The organism is Delftia tsuruhatensis NBRC 16741 (genome assembly GCF_001571325.1).
GTDB lineage: Bacteria > Pseudomonadota > Gammaproteobacteria > Burkholderiales > Burkholderiaceae_C > Comamonas > Comamonas tsuruhatensis.
The window spans coordinates 175,367-193,510 of record NZ_BCTO01000019.1 but is presented as its reverse complement, the minus strand read 5'-3'; the positions used below and the strand labels follow the sequence as shown (position 1 = coordinate 193,510).

General features: G+C 66.9%; 14 protein-coding genes, 1 tRNA gene and 1 pseudogene. 10 read left to right on the top strand and 6 right to left on the bottom strand.

The window, feature by feature from the left end; translation table 11 throughout:
- Window positions 1–3: 3 nt before the first annotated feature.
- The 10 genes and pseudogenes from DTS01S_RS08805 (at window position 4) to DTS01S_RS08760 (ending at window position 7,733) form a co-directional block, all read left to right on the top strand.
- On the top strand, window positions 4–1,254 hold the full coding sequence (locus DTS01S_RS08805) for an NAD(P)/FAD-dependent oxidoreductase (RefSeq protein ID WP_017406823.1): 1,251 nt from the start codon (window positions 4–6) through the stop codon (window positions 1,252–1,254).
- A 65-nt stretch (window positions 1,255–1,319) separates the two neighbouring features.
- Entirely contained in the window at window positions 1,320–1,904 is a 585-nt protein-coding gene (locus DTS01S_RS08800; RefSeq protein WP_169804692.1) for a DUF3261 domain-containing protein, read from the top strand.
- Window positions 1,901–3,112: a beta-ketoacyl-ACP synthase gene (locus tag DTS01S_RS08795; RefSeq protein WP_061287593.1), complete on the top strand. Its 1,212-nt coding sequence runs from the start codon at window positions 1,901–1,903 to the stop codon at window positions 3,110–3,112. The genes DTS01S_RS08800 and DTS01S_RS08795 overlap by 4 nt, the downstream gene beginning before the upstream one ends.
- Window positions 3,113–3,124: 12 nt before the next feature.
- The gene (locus DTS01S_RS08790) at window positions 3,125–3,604 is read left to right on the top strand and encodes an ApeP family dehydratase (protein WP_061287592.1); all 480 of its coding nucleotides are present in this window, start codon (window positions 3,125–3,127) and stop codon (window positions 3,602–3,604) included.
- Window positions 3,601–4,344, top strand: coding sequence for a 3-ketoacyl-ACP reductase FabG2 (locus tag DTS01S_RS08785; protein ID WP_017406819.1), 744 nt, complete (start codon window positions 3,601–3,603; stop codon window positions 4,342–4,344). Before DTS01S_RS08790 ends, DTS01S_RS08785 begins: the two co-directional genes overlap by 4 nt.
- Window positions 4,341–5,640 (top strand): annotated as a pseudogene (locus DTS01S_RS08780) (beta-ketoacyl-ACP synthase). Before DTS01S_RS08785 ends, DTS01S_RS08780 begins: the two are co-directional and overlap by 4 nt.
- Window positions 5,637–6,032 carry a hypothetical protein gene (locus DTS01S_RS08775; RefSeq protein ID WP_017406817.1) on the top strand — a complete coding sequence of 132 codons (396 nt, stop codon included), beginning with the start codon at window positions 5,637–5,639 and terminating at the stop codon, window positions 6,030–6,032. The pseudogene DTS01S_RS08780 and the gene DTS01S_RS08775 overlap by 4 nt, the downstream one beginning before the upstream one ends.
- Window positions 6,033–6,079: 47 nt before the next feature.
- Window positions 6,080–6,514 (top strand): hypothetical protein, encoded by a 435-nt coding sequence (locus DTS01S_RS08770; protein ID WP_026062752.1) that lies wholly within the window; start codon window positions 6,080–6,082, stop codon window positions 6,512–6,514.
- Between the two features lies 1 nt (window position 6,515).
- Complete coding sequence (locus DTS01S_RS08765; protein WP_017406815.1) at window positions 6,516–7,268, top strand: 4'-phosphopantetheinyl transferase family protein; 753 nt, start codon at window positions 6,516–6,518, stop codon at window positions 7,266–7,268.
- A gap of 168 nt (window positions 7,269–7,436) precedes the next feature.
- Window positions 7,437–7,733 carry an addiction module antidote protein gene (locus DTS01S_RS08760; RefSeq protein WP_017406814.1) on the top strand — a complete coding sequence of 99 codons (297 nt, stop codon included), beginning with the start codon at window positions 7,437–7,439 and terminating at the stop codon, window positions 7,731–7,733.
- Between the two features lie 74 nt (window positions 7,734–7,807).
- Here the strand turns inward: DTS01S_RS08760 and DTS01S_RS08755 are convergent.
- The 6 genes from DTS01S_RS08755 to DTS01S_RS08735 all read right to left on the bottom strand — a co-directional run bounded on the left by DTS01S_RS08755 (window position 7,808) and on the right by DTS01S_RS08735 (window position 17,989).
- Window positions 7,808–7,883, bottom strand: a tRNA-Thr gene (locus tag DTS01S_RS08755).
- Between the two features lie 26 nt (window positions 7,884–7,909).
- Window positions 7,910–8,917, bottom strand: a complete 1,008-nt coding sequence (locus DTS01S_RS08750; protein ID WP_016452944.1) for a class 1 fructose-bisphosphatase — start codon at window positions 8,915–8,917, stop codon at window positions 7,910–7,912.
- Window positions 8,918–9,115: 198 nt separating this feature from the next.
- Entirely contained in the window at window positions 9,116–11,842 is a 2,727-nt protein-coding gene (pepN, locus tag DTS01S_RS08745) for an aminopeptidase N (protein ID WP_061287591.1), read from the bottom strand.
- Window positions 11,843–11,920: 78 nt separating this feature from the next.
- Window positions 11,921–13,025 (bottom strand): peptide chain release factor 2 gene (gene prfB, locus DTS01S_RS29465; protein ID WP_126312227.1). Its coding sequence is split into 2 segments (ribosomal slippage): window positions 11,921–12,943 and window positions 12,945–13,025, totalling 1,104 coding nucleotides; the frame shifts between segments, so codons are not numbered across the junction.
- 291 nt (window positions 13,026–13,316) lie between these two features.
- Window positions 13,317–15,167, bottom strand: coding sequence for a methyl-accepting chemotaxis protein (locus DTS01S_RS08740; protein ID WP_016452942.1), 1,851 nt, complete (start codon window positions 15,165–15,167; stop codon window positions 13,317–13,319).
- Window positions 15,168–15,400: 233 nt separating this feature from the next.
- Entirely contained in the window at window positions 15,401–17,989 is a 2,589-nt protein-coding gene (locus DTS01S_RS08735; protein ID WP_017406813.1) for a sensor domain-containing protein, read from the bottom strand.
- Window positions 17,990–18,144 lie beyond the last annotated feature (155 nt).

Sequence of the window (18,144 nt, the reverse complement as noted above, 5' to 3'; positions counted from 1 at the left end):
TACATGCAACGTATCGAACAGACTGAAATCCTGATCATTGGCGCCGGTCCCTCCGGCGCCGTGGCGGCGGGCCTGCTGCGCCGGCAGGGGCGCCGGGTGCTCATCCTGGAGAAGGAAGAGTTCCCGCGCTTTTCCATTGGCGAGAGCCTGCTGCCGCAAAGCATGGCCTACATCGAGCAGGCCGGCATGCTGCAGGACGTGGTGGAGGCGGGCTTCCAGCACAAGAACGGCGCGGCCTTCGCCCGGGGCGATCTGCGCACGGCCTTCGACTTCCGTGACAAGTTCTCCTGCGGATGGGGCACGACGTACCAGGTGCAGCGCGCCCATTTCGACAAGGTGCTTGCCGATGCCGCCCAGAAGGCGGGCGCCGAGATCCGCTATCGCCATACGGTGACCGGCGTGGACGTGGCAGGCGCCCGACCGCAGGTCACGGCCCGCACGCCGCAAGGCGAGGAATATGTGGTGCAGGCCCGCCATCTGCTGGATGCCAGCGGCTTTGCGCGCATCTTGCCGCGCATGCTGGGGCTGGAGCGGCCCTCCGGTTTTCCCGTGCGCGCGGCCCTGTTCACGCATGTCGAGGATCGCATCGCGGCACAGGACATGGACCGCGACAAGATCCTGATTTCCGTGCATCCCGAGCACCGGCATGTGTGGTTCTGGACCATTCCGTTTTCCAATGGCCGCAGCTCGCAGGGCGTTGTCGCCACGCCCGAATTCCTGGAGCGCCATGCGGGCTCCGAGGTCGAGCGCCTGCGCGCCATCATTGCCGAGACGCCCAGCCTCGCGCAGGTGCTGCGCAATGCCCGGTGGGACACGCCCGGGCGTTCGCTCACGGGCTACTCGGCCAATGTGACGGCGCTGTGGGGCCCGGGCTATGCCTTGCTGGGCAATGCGGGCGAGTTTCTGGACCCGGTGTTCTCCAGCGGCGTGACCATTGCCCTGAAGTCGGCCAGCCTGGCCGCCGACTGCATCGCCCGCAGCTGGCAGGGCGAGGCGGTGGACTGGCAACAGGACTATGCCCAGCCGCTGCAGGCAGGTGTCGATACCTTCCGTGCCTTCGTGCAGGGCTGGTACGACGGCAGCTTCCAGGACGTGATCTTCCACCCGTCGCATGCGCCGGACATCCGCCGGATGATCTCGTCCATCCTCGCCGGCTACGCCTGGGATGGACGCAACCCCTATGTGGCCGAGCCGGAGCGCCGCCTGGACGTGCTGAGCCAGCTTTGCCAGCCGGGGCAGGGGGTGATGGCATGAGGCGGCTGCGTCTTTTCCCGGCCCTTGCGTGCCAGCGTGCGCCAGCCTTGTTCGCGGTGTGCTCCGTGAGCGCTGCCATCATCACGGCCAGCGCGTTGGCAGGCTGCTCCACCGCACCAGAGGCGCGTGCACCGCAGGGCAATGCCACGCCGCCGCGGCTGGCATTGCCGCCGGCTGCGCTGGGCTGCGCGCTGGCGCTGCAGCAGCATCTGGTGGTGCAGGCGCCTGGCCAGCCCGCGCAGGAACTGGACGCGCTGCTGGAGGTCGATGCGCAGACGGTGCGCCTGGCGCTGGTCCACCTGGGGCAGCGCGTGGGCGTGATCGTCTGGGATGGGCGGCAGCTGCAGGCCGAGCTGTCACGCTGGTGGCCGGTGCAATTGGCGCCGGCGCAGGTGCTCGGCGACATGCAGCTGGCGCTGTGGCCGGTGGATGCCATTGCGCAGGCCTTGCCTGCATCCTGGGTGTTGGAAGAGGTCGGAATGTCCGGTGGATCGGCCAGACACCTGTCTCGCCAAGGGCAGACGCGCGTCGAGATCCGGCCTGCCGGCAGCGACGGGTTCGAGATCGTGTATGCCGCAGGCGCCTGGCAACTGCGCGTTGCCTCGCCCGGCGGCATGCGTCCCTGTGCCAATGCAGGGGAGGGCGCATGACCGTAGTCACCCCGACGGCACAGGCCGTGTTTGTGCAAACCCTTTCAGCCACCAGCGCCCTGGGCGCCGATGCGGCCAGCCTGCGCGCCGCATTGTTCGCCACCCAGGCCCCCGACAGCCTGCAGTGCAGCGACCGCTACAGCCCGGGCCGGCACCTGCCGCTGGGCTGCCTGCCGCCCCATGTGGTGCTCCCCACGCTGGACTGGGCACCGCCGCCGCAGCGATCGCGCAACAACGCCCTGGCATGGCACACCGCCCAGGGCGTGCGCGGCCCGGTGGAGCAGGCCCTGTCGCGCTGGGGCCCGGCGCGTGTGGGCGTGGTGGTGGGCACCAGCACGGCCGGCGTGCAGGAGGGCGAAGCCGCCGCCGCCCATTGGCAGGCACAGGGCCGGTTCCCGCAGGACTTTGACTACGCCTTGCAGGAAATGGGCAATGTGTCGGAGTTCCTGGCCCAGCACCTGGGCATCCAGGGGCCGGCGCACACCCTCTCCACCGCCTGCTCCTCCGGGGCCAAGGCGTTGGCATCGGCCGCGCGCTGGCTGCAGGCCGGCCTGGTCGATGCCGTGCTGGCCGGCGGGGTGGATGCGCTGTGCGCTTTCACCGTGGCCGGTTTCAGCGCGCTGCAGGCCGTGTCGGACCAGCGCTGCAACCCGCTGTCTGCCCGGCGCAGCGGCATCAACCTGGGCGAGGGCGCGGCGTTCTTCCTGCTGACGCGAGAGCCAGGCCCCGTGCGTCTGGCCGGTTGGGGCGAGACCCAGGATGCCCACCACATGTCGGCCCCCGACCCATCCGGCCAGGGCGCCATCCAGGCCATGGAGCAGGCGCTGCGGCGTGCGGCCATGCGGCCCGGTGACGTGGACTACATCAACCTGCACGGCACGGCCACGGTACACAACGACGCCATGGAAAGCCTGGCCATTCACAGCGTGTTCGGCGAAGCAACGCCCGTGAGCTCCACCAAGCCGCTGACCGGCCACACCCTGGCGGCGGCCGGGGCGCTGGAAGCGGCCATGGCCTGGCACCTGCTGCACGACAACCCGCAGGGCTGGCTTCCTGCGCACTGGTGGGATGGCGAGCAGGCGCCCGAACTGCCCGCCCTGGCCGTGGTCCGCCCGGGCATGGCGCTGGGGCGTGCGCCCCGGGCCGTGCTCAGCAATTCCTTTGCCTTTGGCGGCAGCAACTGCGCCCTGCTGTTGGCCGCTGCCTGAGGAGCCATCGAGATGAACGCATTTCTACCGATTGAAAACTACGTGCCCCATCGCGGCGTGATGCTGCTGCTGGACTGCCTGCTCGATGCATCCGCCGACAGCGCCCATGCGCAGGTCACCGTGCCGCGTGATGGCCTGTTTCTGCAGGACGCCGGCATGCCCGCCTGGGTGGGGCTGGAGTACATGGCCCAGACCGTGGCCGCCTGGGCTGGCTGGCAGGCGGTGCAGGCCGGGCGGCCCGTCAAGCTGGGTTTTTTGCTGGGCACGCGCAAGTTCCAGGCGGCCTGCGCACATTTTTCCCCGGGCAGCGTGCTGCGCGTGAGCGTGCACTGCGAACTGGTGGGCACCAATGGCCTGGGCATGTTCGATTGCCGCATCCAGCCCCTGGGCGAGGACCGCGTGCTCGCCCAGGCCCGCATATCCGTTTACGAACCAGACAATGGCAGCGCATTCATACAGGCGCTGGAGCAAGAAGGAGTTGGACAAGCATGAGTGCAATCGCCCTGCCAGCCACGGTGCTGGTGACCGGGTCGAGCCGGGGCATAGGCCGGGCCATCGCCCTGCGCCTGGCGCGCGATGGTTTCGACATCGTGGTCCATTGCCGCAGCGGCCGCGAGCAGGCCCTGCAGACGGTGGCCGACATTGCCGCGCTGGGCCGGCAGGCCCGCGTGCTGCAGTTCGATGTGGCAGACCGCGCTGCCTGCGCTCTGGCGCTTGAGGCCGACATGGAACAGCACGGCGCCTACTACGGCGTGGTCTGCAATGCCGGCATCGCCCGGGACAACGCCTTTCCCGCCATGACGGGCGAGGAGTGGGATGCCGTGGTGCATACCAACCTGGATGCGTTCTACAACGTGCTGCACCCGGTGGTCATGCCCATGGTGCGCCGCCGCAAGCCGGGGCGCATCGTGACGCTGGCTTCGGTCTCCGCCCTGATGGGCAACCGGGGCCAGGCCAACTACAGCGCGGCCAAGGCCGGGGTGATCGCAGCCACCAAGTCCCTGGCCGTGGAGCTGGCCAAGCGCGAGATCACGGTCAATTGCGTGGCGCCCGGCCTGATCGACACGGAAATGGTCAGCGAGGAAGTGCTCGAACATGCCTTGGCGCTGATTCCCATGCGCCGCATGGGCACGGTGGACGAGGTGGCAGGTGCGGTCGCCTTCCTCATGGGCGGCGAGGCCTCGTACGTCACGCGCCAGGTCATCTCCGTCAATGGAGGGATGGTGGGATGAGCGCAGCAAGCAAACGGCGTGTGGTCGTCACGGGCGTGGGCGCCTTGAGTCCCCTGGGCCACGACTGGACCACGGTGCGGGAGCGACTGCGCTCCGGCAAAACCGCCATCCGGGTGATGGACGAGTGGGCTGCCTATGAGGGCCTGAGCACCCGGCTGGGCAGCACCGTGCCGCCCTTCGATCTGCCGCCGCACTACAACCGCAAGTCCATGCGCAGCATGGGCCGCGTCGCCTTGATGGCCACGCGTGCCATGCAGCATGGGCCGCGTCGCCTTGATGGCCACGCGTGCCAGCGAGCTGGCGCTGGCCGATGCCGGCCTGCTGGGCAATGCCTTCGTCAAGAGCGGGCACATGGGCGTGTCCTATGGGTCGTCCGCCGGAACGCCCTCGGCCATCGGCGACTTCGGCCGCATGATGGCCGACAAGAGCACCGAGGGCATCAACGCCAACACCTACATCAAGATGATGTCGCACACGGCGGCGGTGAACATCGGCGTGTTCTTCGGAACCACAGGCCGCGTCATCACGACGTCCAGCGCCTGCACCTCGGGCAGCCAGGGCCTGGGCTATGCCTTCGAGGCCATTCAGAGCGGCAAGCAGCTTGCCATGCTGGCCGGCGGGGCCGAGGAGCTGGATGCCACGCAGGCGGCTGTGTTCGACACCCTGTTTGCGACCAGCGTGAAGAATGACAGCCCCGAGTGCACGCCACGTCCCTTCGACGCCCGGCGCGACGGCCTGGTGCTGGGCGAGGGCGCCTGCACCTTGGTGCTCGAAGAGCTGGAGCATGCACTTGCCCGGGGCGCCTGCATCCGGGCCGAGTTGATCGGCTTTGCCAGCAACTCCGATGGCACCCATGTGACGCAGCCCAACGCCGCCACCATGGCCCAGGCCATGCGCATGGCGCTTGATGACGCGGGGATCGAACCTTCGGAGGTCGGCTACGTCAACGCCCACGGCACGGCCACGGACCAGGGGGACATTGCCGAATCGCAGGCCACCCGCGAAGTGCTCGGCAGCCAGGTGCCCATCAGCAGCCTCAAGGGCTACATGGGCCACACGCTGGGCGCCTGCGGCGCGCTGGAAGCCTGGATGAGCATCGAGATGATGCGTGAAGGCTGGTTTGCAGCCAACGCGAATCTGCAGCAACCCGATCCGCGCTGCGCCGATCTGGACTACGTCATGGGCGAGCCGCGTGCCTTGCACACCGATATCGTCATGAGCAACAACTTTGCCTTTGGCGGCATCAACACCTCATTGATTTTTCGACGTTGGAAGCAACAGGAGCCAGTGAAATGAAACAGACGAGAACCGCCGCCATTGTCCTGGTCCTTGCCCTGGCCGCAGGCAGCGCGGTGGCACGAAGCACGGACATCTATGAACCCCCGGCGGTCATGTGGACCGCCTCGCCCGAGACTACGGCGCAGCAGTTGCACGATCGCATCGTGGTGGCGTCGAAGTCGCTGGGCTGGGTGGTGGTCGGCGACGAGCCGGGCCGCCTGGAGCTGCACTACGACAAGCAAGGCAAGCACCAGGTCAACATCGCGGTGCACTACAACACAGATACCTACCGGATCAGCTATCTGCACAGTGTGAATCTGAATTACTCGGAAGGCGATGGCAAGCGGGAGATCCATCCCAACTACAACCGCTGGGTCCGGAATCTGATGAAGAAAATCAGTACCCCGTAATCCATCGCTGTCCCTGTTCCATGCTTTTTTACAGAGAGGGAGTTTCCATGAGAAAGATGATCTTGGCAGCCATGGCGCTGGTGGCCGCAACGGCGGTACATGCCCGCAATGAAGCAGTGATGCTGCCGCTGGCCGACGTGGTGAAGCTCGGCCTGGAGCAGGGCAAGCTCGACGGCAGCGTGAGCTTTCACCTTTCCGGTGCCAGCACGCCTGCCATCTCCGAAAAGCTGGGCGATGACGTGTCCAACAAGAAAACCAACGGCGTGGGCAAGGACGATGCCACGGCCTGCAACTGGGCAGCGCTGTCTGCCCTGATGGCCTTCGAGGCCAAGGCCAAGCAAAAGGGCGCCAACGCCGTGGTGGACCTGCACAGCTTCAACAAGAAGCAATCCACCCGGGATCCAGTCAATTTCGAATGCCGCGCAGGCAATGTGATGGCCGGCGTCACCTTCAAGGGCACCTATGCCCGCGTAGGCCGGTGATTTGAGCGCGCCGGCCGCCTGCGCCTTGCTGCTGGGGGCGCAGGCGCCCTTGTGGGCCAATGCGCAGTCGCTGGCTGCGGGCTGGCTGACGGACTCGGAGCGGGAGCGCCATGCCGGTATGCGCGAGGCGCGCCAGCGCGAATTCATCGCCTGCCGCTATGCCATGCGCCTGCTGCTGGCCGGCGGGCACGATGCCGCATCGACCTGGCGGCTGGCAGCGCCCCGCAATGCTGCCCCCCACGTGGAGCAAGGCGGGGAGGGCGGCATTTTTGGAGCGAAGCCCCGTTTGAGCCTCTCGCACAGCGCCGGCTGGCTGGCCTGCGCCGCCGCACAAGGCCCGGTAGGCGTGGACCTTGAGCGAAGGGCTGCGCACCGCCAGCGCGACGTGCATGCCATGGCCGAGATGGTGTGCTCCCCGCCCGAACGCGCATGGCTTCAGGCGCAGGACGGAGCCCGCCTGCAGCACAGCCTGGTGCAGCTGTGGAGCCTGAAGGAGGCCTATTTCAAGAGCCTGGGCCAGGGCCTGGACTTTGTCCGGATGCGGCAGCTTGCGTGGATACCCGTCTGCGCTGCGCTCGACATGGCTGGGCCGCCCCTGGCCCACGGCCGCCTGTGGCAAGGCCGGGATTGCGATGCACAGGCCGTGTGCCTGGCGCTTTGCATGCCTGGGCCCCTGCCCGAGGTGGCTATATCAGGAAGCGAAGAAGTGCATTGGCAGCCCGCTGCGAATTGGCGACTTGTCGTGCTGGCCTGATGGCACAAGGCACATGTCCAGCTGCAGAAATTCTGACCACTGGGGTGGTTTCGCCGTTAGCTTTGCGTGTTACGTGCTGGTAGCTATGTTGGGTGGTGGCGACAAGGCAACCCAGCAGGTGGACATTGCGGCTGCAATTGCCCTGTCCAAGACCCTGGAGAACTGACCATGACCAAGATTGCTGACCTTCCCACCTTTGACATGGCCGAGCACCTGAAAACCGATGAGGACGTGGCTGCCTATCTGTCCTTGGTGCTGGAAGAAGATGACCCCTCCGAACTGGCCCATGCCCTTGGCGTGATCGCACGCACGCGCGGCATGAGCGAGATAGCCAGTGCCAGCGGTCTGACCCGGGAGGCTCTGTACAAGGCACTGCGGCCGGGCAGCCAGCCTCGGTTTGACACCATCCGTCGCGTCTGTGGCGCTCTTGGCGTGCGTCTGGTGGCTCAGCCTATCCGCACCTGATCATTGTTGCCGGAATGCACTCAGAGTGCCCAACGAAAAAGCCCCAGACTCTTGCGAATCTGGGGCTTCTTGTTTGGTGCCGGAGAAAGGAATCGAACCCTCGACCTTCTCATTACGAATGAGCTGCTCTACCAACTGAGCTACACCGGCGACAGAAAAAAATTATAACGGCAAATTTATGCCTCGGAATGGTACTGCGTCACTTTTTCGACTTCGTTCTTCGAGCCGAGGATGACGCTCACACGTTCGTGCAGCTGCGTGGGCTGGATGTCGAGGATGCGCTGCTTGCCGTTGGTGGCGGCGCCGCCGGCCTGCTCGACCAGCCAGGCCATGGGGTTGGCTTCATACATCAGGCGCAGCTTGCCGGGCTTGTTGGGCTCGCGGCGGTCCCAGGGGTACATGAAGATGCCGCCGCGGGTCATGATGCGGTGCACGTCGGCCACCATGGAGGCGATCCAGCGCATGTTGAAGTCCTTGCCGCGCGGGCCTTCCACGCCGGCCAGGCATTCGTCCACGTAGCGCTTGACGGGGGTGTCCCAGTGGCGCATGTTGGACATGTTGATGGCGAATTCCTTGGTGTCCTCTGGGATGCGGATGTTTTCCTGCACCAGCACGAAGGAGCCTTGCTCGCGGTCCAGCGTGAACATGGAGACGCCGTCGCCCACGGTCAGCACCAGGGTGGTCTGCGGGCCGTAGATGCAGTAGCCGGCGGCGACCTGCTGGGTGCCGGGCTGCATGAAGTCTTCCTCGGTCACGCCGGGGTGGCCTTCGGGCTTCTTGAGCACGCTGAAGATGGTGCCGATGGAGACGTTGACGTCGATGTTGGACGAGCCGTCCAGCGGATCGAACATCAGCAGGTACTCGCCGTGCGGGTAGCGGTTGGGCACCAGGTAGATGCCTTCCATTTCCTCGGAGGCCATGGCTGCCAGGTGGCCGCCCCATTCGTTGGCCTCAATAAGCACCTCGTTGGCGATGATGTCCAGCTTCTTCTGGACTTCGCCCTGCACGTTCTCGCTGCCGGCCGTGCCCAGCACGTCGCCGATGGCGCCCTTGTTGACGGATTGGCTGATGCGCTTGCAGGCGCGTGCCACGACTTCCAGCAGCAGGCGCAGCTGGCCGGGGATGAGGCCGTCCACGCGTTGCTGCTCGACCAGGTAGCGGGTCAGGCTGACGTTTTTCTTCATGGGTTCAACTCCTAAAAATCCGGGAGCAGATGCGGCATGGCGTATGCATCTGCTGATGAACAGCATTTCAGTGATTCCTGGCTTGCAGCATAAAACCGGCGCTGCTCAAGCCAGGGACACCGAGGAAGAGCCGCCTCGCACCGAGGGTGTCGTCCCCCTGCAAGGGGGAAGGCGCGAAGCGACTCAGGGGGTGGCTCGTCAATCCGCGAGGGCGCGGGTGACGACTTCACGCACGTCGTTGCTGAGTTCGGCGCGAGCCGCCACGCGGGCGATGGCTTCACGTGCAGCCGTGCGGTAGGGCTCGGCCAGCTTGCTCCAGCGGTCCAGGGCACGCGCCAGGCGGGCGGCGACCTGGGGGTTGATGGCGTCCAGCTCGATGACGCGCTCGCTCCAGAACACGTAGCCCGCCGCGTCGGCGCGGTGGAAGGCGCCGGGATTGGCGCTGCAGTAGCTGAAGATCAGGCTGCGCGCGCGGTTGGGGTTCTTGATCTGGAAGTCGGGGTGCTTCATCAGCTGCTTGACGGCCGGCAGCACGTTGCCGCCACGGTCGCAGGCGCCGCCCTGCAGCGCGAACCACTTGTCCAGCACCAGCGCATCGTGCTGGAACAGCTTGTGGAAACGCGCCAGGGCCTGGGCGGCCAGCGGGTGGCCGCTTTGCACCAGTGCCGTCAGGGCGCTCATGCGGTCGGTCATGTTGCCTGCGTCCTTGAAGCGCTGCAGCGCCTTGCCGGGCCAGACCGTGTCGCCCGAGGCGCGCGCGGCCAGGCACAGCATGGACAGTGCCATGCCGGACAGGGCGCGGCGGCCGGAGCTGACGGGGTCGGGGCGGTAGGCGCCGGTGTCGCTGTGCTCCTGCCATGCCTGCTGCCAGTCGGCCTGCAGTTCGGTGGCCAGTTGCTGGCGCATGGCTTCGCGCACGGCGTGCACGCGCTGCGGATCGACCACGGCCAGCTGCTCGGCAATGTAGCTTTCGCCGGGCAGGGTCAGCATCAGTTCCTTGAAGGCCGCATCCAGCTGCGGATGGCGCAGCACGCCGCGCATGGCCTCGACGAAGGAGGCCGGCAGCAGGGCAGCGGCGATCTGGCCGCTGGCGTCTGCCGTGATGGAGGTGTCGCCAATGGCCTGCAGCGCGATGCGCAGGCCCAGGCGCTGGCCGGCTTCCCAGCGGTTGAAGGCATCGCTGTCATGGGCCAGCAGGGTCAGCAAGGCGGCATCGCTGTCGCTGTGCTGCAGCACCACGGGGGCGCTGAAGCCGCGCAGCAGCGAGGGCACGGGCTCCTGGTCCACGTCGGTGAAGACGAAGCTGTGGCTGGGTTCGGACAGCACCAACAGGCGGCTGTCGCCGGCTGCCTGCGCATCTTCGCCCTGCAGGCGCAGGGTCAGCGCGCGGCCGTCCTGGCCCAGCAGGCCCATCTGCACGGGGATGACGAAGGGCAGCTTCTCGGCCTGGCCGGGCGTGGGCGCGCAGCTTTGGCTCAGGGTCAGCGTGTAGGTGCGGGCGGCCGCGTCATAGCTGCCTTCGGCGCGCAGCTGTGGCGTGCCGGCCTGGCTGTACCAGCGCTTGAACTGGTCCAGGCGCCGGGCCAGTTCGCTGTCGGGGTTGGCGTCGGCCATGGCCTGGGCGAAGTCGTCGCAGGTCACTGCGTGGCCGTCATGGCGCTCGAAATACAGCTTCATGCCCTTGGCGAAGCCTTCGCGGCCCACCAGGTTGTGCTGCATGCGCACGACCTCGGCACCTTTTTCGTAGATGGTGACGGTGTAGAAGTTGTTGATCTCGATGTAGCTGTCGGGCCGCACCGGGTGGGCCATGGGGCCTGCATCCTCGGGGAACTGGGCGGTGCGCAGCACGCGCACGTCCTCGATGCGCTTGACGGCGCGCGCCGAGGGGCTGCCCGCCATGTCCATGCTGAATTCCTGGTCGCGGAAGACGGTCAGGCCTTCCTTGAGCGACAGCTGGAACCAGTCGCGGCAGGTGACGCGGTTGCCGGTCCAGTTGTGGAAGTACTCGTGGCCGACGACGGACTCGATGTTGGCGTAGTCGGTGTCGGTGGCCGTGGACTGGCTGGCCAGGACGTACTTGGTATTGAAGACGTTCAGGCCCTTGTTCTCCATGGCGCCCATGTTGAAGTCGCTGGTGGCGACGATCATGAAGCGGTCCAGGTCCAGGGACAGGCCGAAGCGGGCCTCGTCCCAGGCCACGCTGGCCATGAGGGAGTTCATGGCGTGCTCGGTCTTCTCCAGGTCGCCGGGGCGCACGAAGACCTGCAGCAGGTGGTCGCGGCCTGCGCGGCTCTTGATCTTTTGCTCGCGCGCAACCAGGTTGCCGGCGACCAGGGCGAACAGGTAGCTGGGCTTGCGGTGCGGATCGGCCCACTTGGCGAAGTGGCGGCCGTCTTCCAGCGCGCCTTGCTCGACCAGGTTGCCGTTGGACAGCAGCACCGGGTACGCGGTCTTGTCGGCGCGCAGCGTCACGGTATACATGGCCATCACGTCGGGACGGTCCAGGAAATAGGTGATGCGGCGGAAACCCTCGGCCTCGCACTGGGTGAAGAACGTGCCCTGGCTCACATACAGGCCCATGAGCTTGGTGTTCTTGGCGGGCGTGCAGGTGGTGAAGATTTCCAGATCGACGGGGTCGCCGCCCTCGGGCAGGTTCTCCAGCACGAGCTGGTCGCCGTCCATCTTGAACGAGGTGCCGCCGCCGTTGACCAGCACGCGCGCAAGGTTCAGTTCATCGCCGTCCAGGCGCAGCGGCTGCGCCGGCACCTCGGTGTTGCGGCGCACGCGCATCTTGTTGAGCACGCGGGTCTTGGCCGGATCGAGATCGAAGGTCAGGTCCACGGTGTCGATCCACCAGGCAGGAGCCTGGTAGTCGGCGCGGTGGATGGCGGTGGCAGGGGCCTGCCCGTCACGCAGTTGCAGCATACAGATTCCTTCCTATGCCAATATCAGGGGACAGAGTCCAAGCCCCTGTGCGGCCGGTGCCGCCCAGGGGCTTGGAACTCAGAGGCCTTGCTTGAGCGAGGCTTCGATGAAAGCGTCGAGGTCGCCGTCCAGCACCTTCTGGGTGGCCGAGATTTCGACGTTGGTGCGCAAATCCTTGATGCGGCTGTTGTCCAGCACGTACGAGCGGATCTGGTGGCCCCAGCCCACATCGGTCTTGGTGTCCTCCAGCTTTTGCTGCTCCACCATGCGCTTTTGCATCTCGTGCTCGTAGAGCTTGGAGCGCAGGCGCTGCCATGCGACGTCGCGGTTGCTGTGCTGGCTGCGGCCATCCTGGCATTGCACGACGATGCCGGTCGGGATGTGCGTCAGGCGCACGGCCGAATCGGTCTTGTTGATGTGCTGGCCGCCGGCGCCCGATGCGCGGTAGGTGTCGGTGCGCACGTCCGAGGGGTTGATCTCGATCTGGATCGAGTCGTCGATCTCGGGATAGACGAACAGCGAGGCAAAGCTGGTGTGGCGGCCGCCCGAGCTGTCGAAGGGCGACTTGCGCACCAGGCGGTGCACGCCGGTTTCGGTGCGCAGCAGGCCGTAGGCGTACTCGCCCTCGATGTGGATGGTCGCGCTCTTGATGCCGGCGATGTCGCCCGGCGTCTCTTCCTCGACCGTGGCCTTGAAGCCCTTGCGTTCGGCGTACTTCAGGTACTGGCGCAGCAGCATGCCCGCCCAGTCGCAGGCTTCGGTGCCGCCGGCGCCGGCCTGGATGTCCACGAAGCAGTTCAGCGGATCGGCTTCCTTGCCGAACATGCGGCGGAATTCCAGTTCCTCGATCAGGGGCTGCAGCTTGGCGGTCTCGCCTTCGATGGTGAGCAGGCCGGTCTCATCGCCTTCTTCCTTGCTCATCTCGAACAGCTCGGCGTTGTCGGCCAGCTCGGTGGTCAGCTTTTGCAGCGTCAGCACGACGCCGTCGAGCAGCTTCTTTTCCTTGCCCAGTTCCTGGGCCTTCTTGGGGTCGTTCCAGACGCTGGGATCTTCCAGCGAGGCATTTACCGTGCGCAGTCGTTCGTACTTTGCATCGTAGTCAAAGATACCTCCGTAGATCTGCCGTCCGCTGCGACAGATCTTCGAGGGTGTTGCCGATGAGGTTGATGCGTTCTGCTTCCATGATGTGTTCCGTCTTCTGATGAATGTGTTCTTGGCTGAATCGCCGATTTTCTCATGCTGGGGCACCGTGCCGGGCCAAGCGCCTGTCGCGCGGGGCTGCGGGAGGGCCGCAGACTGGCGAGGGCTTTCAAAACAAGGGCTTGCAGCGGTCGATCATGGCAGATTTGAAGGGCTTGGCCATGGCAGGGGCGTGATCCGCCTGCGAGGCGCCCGGAAAAAAGGCCCGGCCAGCAGGAGCTGGTCGGGCCTTGGCCGGTGTGTCCGCCCCCGGCGGGGCGGGCGAAAACCTGGTTCAGAAGGTTTCCCAATCGTCGTCGGAGGCCGTGCTGGCCGCCTTGGCCTTGGCCCTGGCAGGTGCGGTCACGGCAGGCCGGGCCGGCTGCGCCGGCTGGGCCGGGCGCGCGGCGCCTGCCGGAGCAGGGGGTGCACCGGCCGCACCAGTTGCAGAAGGCAGGGCGGCCGATGCGCGTGCGGGCACAGCGCCTTTGGGAGCGGCAGGCGCCAGATGCGGACGGGGCGCCGCCGGTGTCTGGCGGGGCGCTGCCACGGCGGCGGCGTGGCTGACACCGCGGCTGCTGCCCAGCATGCCGGTGGACGGCGAGAGCTTGAACACGCTCACCACCTCGGCCAGCGCCTTGGCCTGGGCCTGCAGGGCGCCGGTGGCCGCCGCCGATTCCTCGACCAGGGCCGCGTTCTGCTGGGTCATCTGGTCCATCTGCGTGACGGCCTGGTTGACCTGCTCGATACCGGCCGTCTGCTCATGGCTGGCGGCCGAGATCTCGCCCATGATGTCGGTCACGCGGCGCACGCTGGCCACGATCTCCTCCATGGTCTTGCCGGCCGAATCGACCTGGGCGCTGCCTTCCTCGACCTTGCCCACCGAGTCGTCGATCAGCTGCTTGATCTCCTTGGCGGCGGCGGCCGAGCGCTGGGCCAGGGTGCGCACTTCCGAGGCGACGACGGCAAAGCCCCGGCCCTGGTCGCCGGCGCGGGCCGCTTCCACGGCGGCATTCAGCGCCAGGATGTTGGTCTGGAAGGCGATGGAGTCGATGACGCCGATGATGTCCACGATCTTGCGCGAGGCATCGTTGATGGCGGACATGGTCTGCACCACCTGGGCCACGGCCGTTCCGCCGCGCACGGCGACCTGGGACGCGGCGGCGGCCAGCTGGTTGGCCTGCTGGGCGTTGGCGCCGTTTTGCTTGACGGTGGAGGTCAGCTCCTCCATGGAGGCGGCGGTCTGCTCCAGCGAGCTGGCCTGCTCCTCGGTGCGGGCCGACAGGTCCTGGTTGCCCGATGCGATCTGGCCGCTGGCCGTGGCGATGGAGTCCGTGCCCTGGCGCACCTGGCCCACGATGCGTTGCAGGCTTTCGTTCATGTGCTGCAGGGCCAGCAGCAGCTGGCCGGTCTCGTCCTTGCCATGCACCTCGATGCGGCTGCCCAGGTCGCCTGCGGCCACGGCCTGCGCCAGGCTCACGGCCTGCTGCAGGGGGCGCGCCACGCTGCGGGCGATCAGCAGGGCCATGGCCAGGCCGAAGACCACGGCGCCCACCAGCAGGGCGATCACCCACCAGCGCGCAGCCGTGAAGATGTCGTCACCGGCCTGGTTGGCATCTTCGATGCCCTGGGCGTTGAGCTTGATCAGTTCATCGAGCTTGCTGTTGATGGCGCGGCTGGTCTTGACCGAATCGCCGCGCAGCAGCTCGGACGCCTCGTCGGTGCGCAGGGCGTGGGACAGGTCCACGATCTTTGCCGTGTGCTGCGCGTACTGGCCCAGGTCGTCCTTGATGCCGGCCATCAGCTCGCGCTCGCGAGCCGTATTGGCATAGCGCTCGAAGGCCTGCTGGTTCTTCAGCAGCTCGGACCACAGCGCGGGCATGTTCTTGTCGTAGACGGCCATCTCTTCCATGGAGGTGGCCAGCACATGCTGCATGGTCTGCGAGCGGTAGCGCTGCAGCTGGTAGCGCATCTCCAGGAGCACGCGCTCGGCAGGCATCCAGTGGTGGGCCAGGTCGGTGGCGGTCTGGTTGACGCGGTCCAGCTGGACCACGGAGAACAGGCCCAGGCCTGCGGTCAGCAGCAGCAGGGCGATGAAGGAGGCCAGCAGCTTGGGGGCCAGCTTCAGATTGCGGAAAAACATCATGGTGGGGGAGTGCCGTATGGCGAAGAGCGAAAGCGGATGAGCGGCTGGGGCTGGGAGTCGGCGGAAACGGTGGCGATCTGTGGCGATCAGCGGGGCCGACACTCAGCCGCCGCCATGCCGCAGATATCGGTCACTTGCCGGCGAGGCTTAGGGAAAAATAGGTCCAGTCCGAATATTTATTGCGGATTGTTACTTTTGCCGGCCAAGGTCTCCGCGCGCATGGCCTGGTCCGCTCACACGTCCGTCGTCAGGCCGGCCTGCGCGCTCAATGCCTGCAGCCACCGTTCCAGATCAGCGGCCGGCAGCGGGCGAGAGAACAGATAGCCCTGTGCCACCGGATAGCCCTGTTCGCGCAGGATGGTGTTCTGCGCTGCCGTCTCCACGCCCTCGGCCACCACGGTCAGGTGCAGGCTGCGGCCTATGCCCAGGATGGCGTTGCTCAGCGCCTGTGCGGCCTCGTCGTGCTCCAGGTCGGCGACGAAGCTGCGGTCCAGCTTGAGTTCGCTGACCGGCAGGCGCCGCAGGTAGCTGAGGCTGGAGTAGCCCGTGCCGAAGTCGTCCATGGACAGGCGCACGCCCTGGGAATGCACGGCCTGCAGCGTGCGCATGGTGCCCGGGTTGGTGTCCAGCAGCAGGCTTTCGGTGATCTCCAGCGTGAGGTCCTGCGGCTTGAGCGCGTTGTGCTCCAGCGTGTCGGCAATCATGCGCGGCAGGTCCAGGTTGTGAAAGCTGGTGGGCGAGAGGTTGACCGACATGGCCGGCACGTCGATGCCCCGGCTGCGCCACTCGCCCAACTGGCGGCAGGCCTCGCGCAGTGCCCAGGTGCCCAGCTCGCCGATCAGGCCGCATTCCTCGGCCAGCGGAATGAAGCGTGCGGGCGAGATCTCGCCGAATTCCGCATGGCTCCAGCGCGCCAGGGCCTCCACGCCGTAGAGGCGCCCGTCCTTCAGGTCGAGCTGGGGCTGGTAGTGCAGGCGCAGGCCGCCGCTGCGCAGGGCGTCGCGCAGCGCCGTCTCCAGCACCAGCCGCTCCTGCGCCAGGCGGTTCATCTCGGGGCTGAAGAAGCTGTAGAGCCCGCGTCCGCCGGATTTGGCCTGGTACATGGCCATGTCGGCGCGGTGCAGCAGGGTCTCCATGTCGCGCCCGTCGGCGGGAAACACGGCAATGCCGCAACTGGCCGTGCTGGCCAGGGATACGTCGTCGATCATGCAGGGCTCGCCAAGTGCCGACTGCAGCCGCTCTATCACCTCGGCCGCCTGCGCACCGCCGCAGTGTGGCAGCACGATGACGAACTCGTCGCCCGACAGCCGTCCGGCAATGTCGCCCGTGCGCAGCTCCGCCTGAATGCGCTGGGCCACGCTGCACAGCAGCCGGTCGCCGGCCGGGTGGCCCAGCGAATCGTTGACCTGCTTGAAACGGTCCAGGTCGATGAAGACCACGGCCAGCTCGTGGCCCTCGTGCGAAGCCACGGACAGCGCCTGCTCGGCCTGGGCCAGCAGCAGGCTGCGGTTGGGCAGGGTGGTCAGCCCGTCGTAGAAGGCCAGCTGCCGGATGCGGCGGCGTGCCTGCTCGCGCTCCAGCGCCAGCGCGCACAGGTCGGTGCAGGCCTCCACCAGCCGCTGGTGGAAGGGATCGGGGCCGGGCCGGTTGAAATGGCGGTAGTAGAAGGCAAAGGTGCCGGCCACGCCGCCCTGCAGCCCGCAGATGGGCGTGGACCAGCAGGCCGTATACCCCAGCGGCAGGATGAGGTGCTTGTAGTCGGCCCACAGCGGGTCGGTGGCGATGTCGCCCACCAGCACGGGCCGGTTGTGAAAGGCCGCCGCGCCGCAGGAGCCGACATTGGGGCCGATGGGCACGCCGTCCAGCGCCGCCGAATAGGAGGCCGGCAGGCTGGGCGCGGCCAGCGGATGCAGGCGGTTCTGGTCATCGACTTCCAGCACCGAGACCGCGATATCGGGCGCAATGCGCTCGACCTCGCGGCACACCAGGTCCAGCACCTCGGTCAGCGGCTGGTCGCGGGCCATGGCCTCCAGGGCGCGCCGCTGCAGCACCTCATGCATCTTGGCTTCGGTAATGTCGGTGATCACCGTCACCGTGGTCTGCAGCCGCCCGTCCGGCCCCATCACGGGATTGGCCTGGGCGCTGACCCAGTAGCGCTCGCCGTCCTTGCCCACCAGGATCTCCTCGCGGTACACGGGCTTGCCCGCGTCCAGCTCGGCACGGTAGGCGGCCGTGAACTCGGGCGAGGCATGGGGCACCAGCAGGGCGATGGGCGCACGGCCCACCACTTCCTCGCTGGTCCAGCCGAACATGCGGCTGAAGCCCGCATTCACATAGCTGATGGTCCAGTTGCCATCGGCGATCACCACGGCAGCATCGGTGGCATCGGCCACCAGGGACAGGCGCCGCATGTGCTCCTGCCGCCGGCGGTCGGCCAGCATGCGGGCCGAGACATCGGTGGCAATGCACAGCACATGGCTGAGGGCGCCGGCCGCATCGAGCACGGGCGCATAGGTGGCCTCCAGCCAGCACGTGCTTCCGTCGCGGCGCCGGTGCTCTCCCACGCGCGAAACCGTCTCGCCCGCGCCCCAGCGCTGGCGCCACTGACCGTAGGCGGCCGGGTCGGCCTGGGCCTGCGTGCACAGATCGCTGTGAAGCAGACCTTCAGCGCCCGTGGCCGGATAGCCGAGGATGGCCTCGTAGTTGGCATTGGCGCGCATCAGCCGGCCTTCGGGCGTGAATTCCGCCAGCGCCATGGCCTTGTCCAGCGTGCTCCACAGCGCCTGTTGTCCTGCCGTGCCTGCTACCCGCGTTTCGAACATGGTTCGCTCTCCTGATGGATGCTGAGCTGATGATTGATTGTTTCTAAATGATACCGATCCGGCGCAGCAGCTGGATGTCAGCCACTCTGGTCGCACTTGCTCCCACTGTTCGCCTTTGGATGGTCCGCCTGATGGCACTCTTAGGCAAGTGATTC

Coding starts and splice junctions, on each gene's coding strand:
- DTS01S_RS08805 (WP_017406823.1), top strand. CDS start 4: ATGCAACGTATCGAACAGACTGAAATCCTGATCATTGGCGCCGGTCCC.
- DTS01S_RS08795 (WP_061287593.1), top strand. CDS start 1,901: ATGACCGTAGTCACCCCGACGGCACAGGCCGTGTTTGTGCAAACCCTT.
- DTS01S_RS08790 (WP_061287592.1), top strand. CDS start 3,125: ATGAACGCATTTCTACCGATTGAAAACTACGTGCCCCATCGCGGCGTG.
- DTS01S_RS08785 (WP_017406819.1), top strand. CDS start 3,601: ATGAGTGCAATCGCCCTGCCAGCCACGGTGCTGGTGACCGGGTCGAGC.
- DTS01S_RS08775 (WP_017406817.1), top strand. CDS start 5,637: ATGAAACAGACGAGAACCGCCGCCATTGTCCTGGTCCTTGCCCTGGCC.
- DTS01S_RS08770 (WP_026062752.1), top strand. CDS start 6,080: ATGAGAAAGATGATCTTGGCAGCCATGGCGCTGGTGGCCGCAACGGCG.
- DTS01S_RS08760 (WP_017406814.1), top strand. CDS start 7,437: ATGACCAAGATTGCTGACCTTCCCACCTTTGACATGGCCGAGCACCTG.
- DTS01S_RS08750 (WP_016452944.1), bottom strand. CDS start 8,917: ATGAAGAAAAACGTCAGCCTGACCCGCTACCTGGTCGAGCAGCAACGC.
- pepN (WP_061287591.1), bottom strand. CDS start 11,842: ATGCTGCAACTGCGTGACGGGCAGGCCCCTGCCACCGCCATCCACCGC.
- DTS01S_RS08740 (WP_016452942.1), bottom strand. CDS start 15,167: ATGATGTTTTTCCGCAATCTGAAGCTGGCCCCCAAGCTGCTGGCCTCC.
- DTS01S_RS08735 (WP_017406813.1), bottom strand. CDS start 17,989: ATGTTCGAAACGCGGGTAGCAGGCACGGCAGGACAACAGGCGCTGTGG.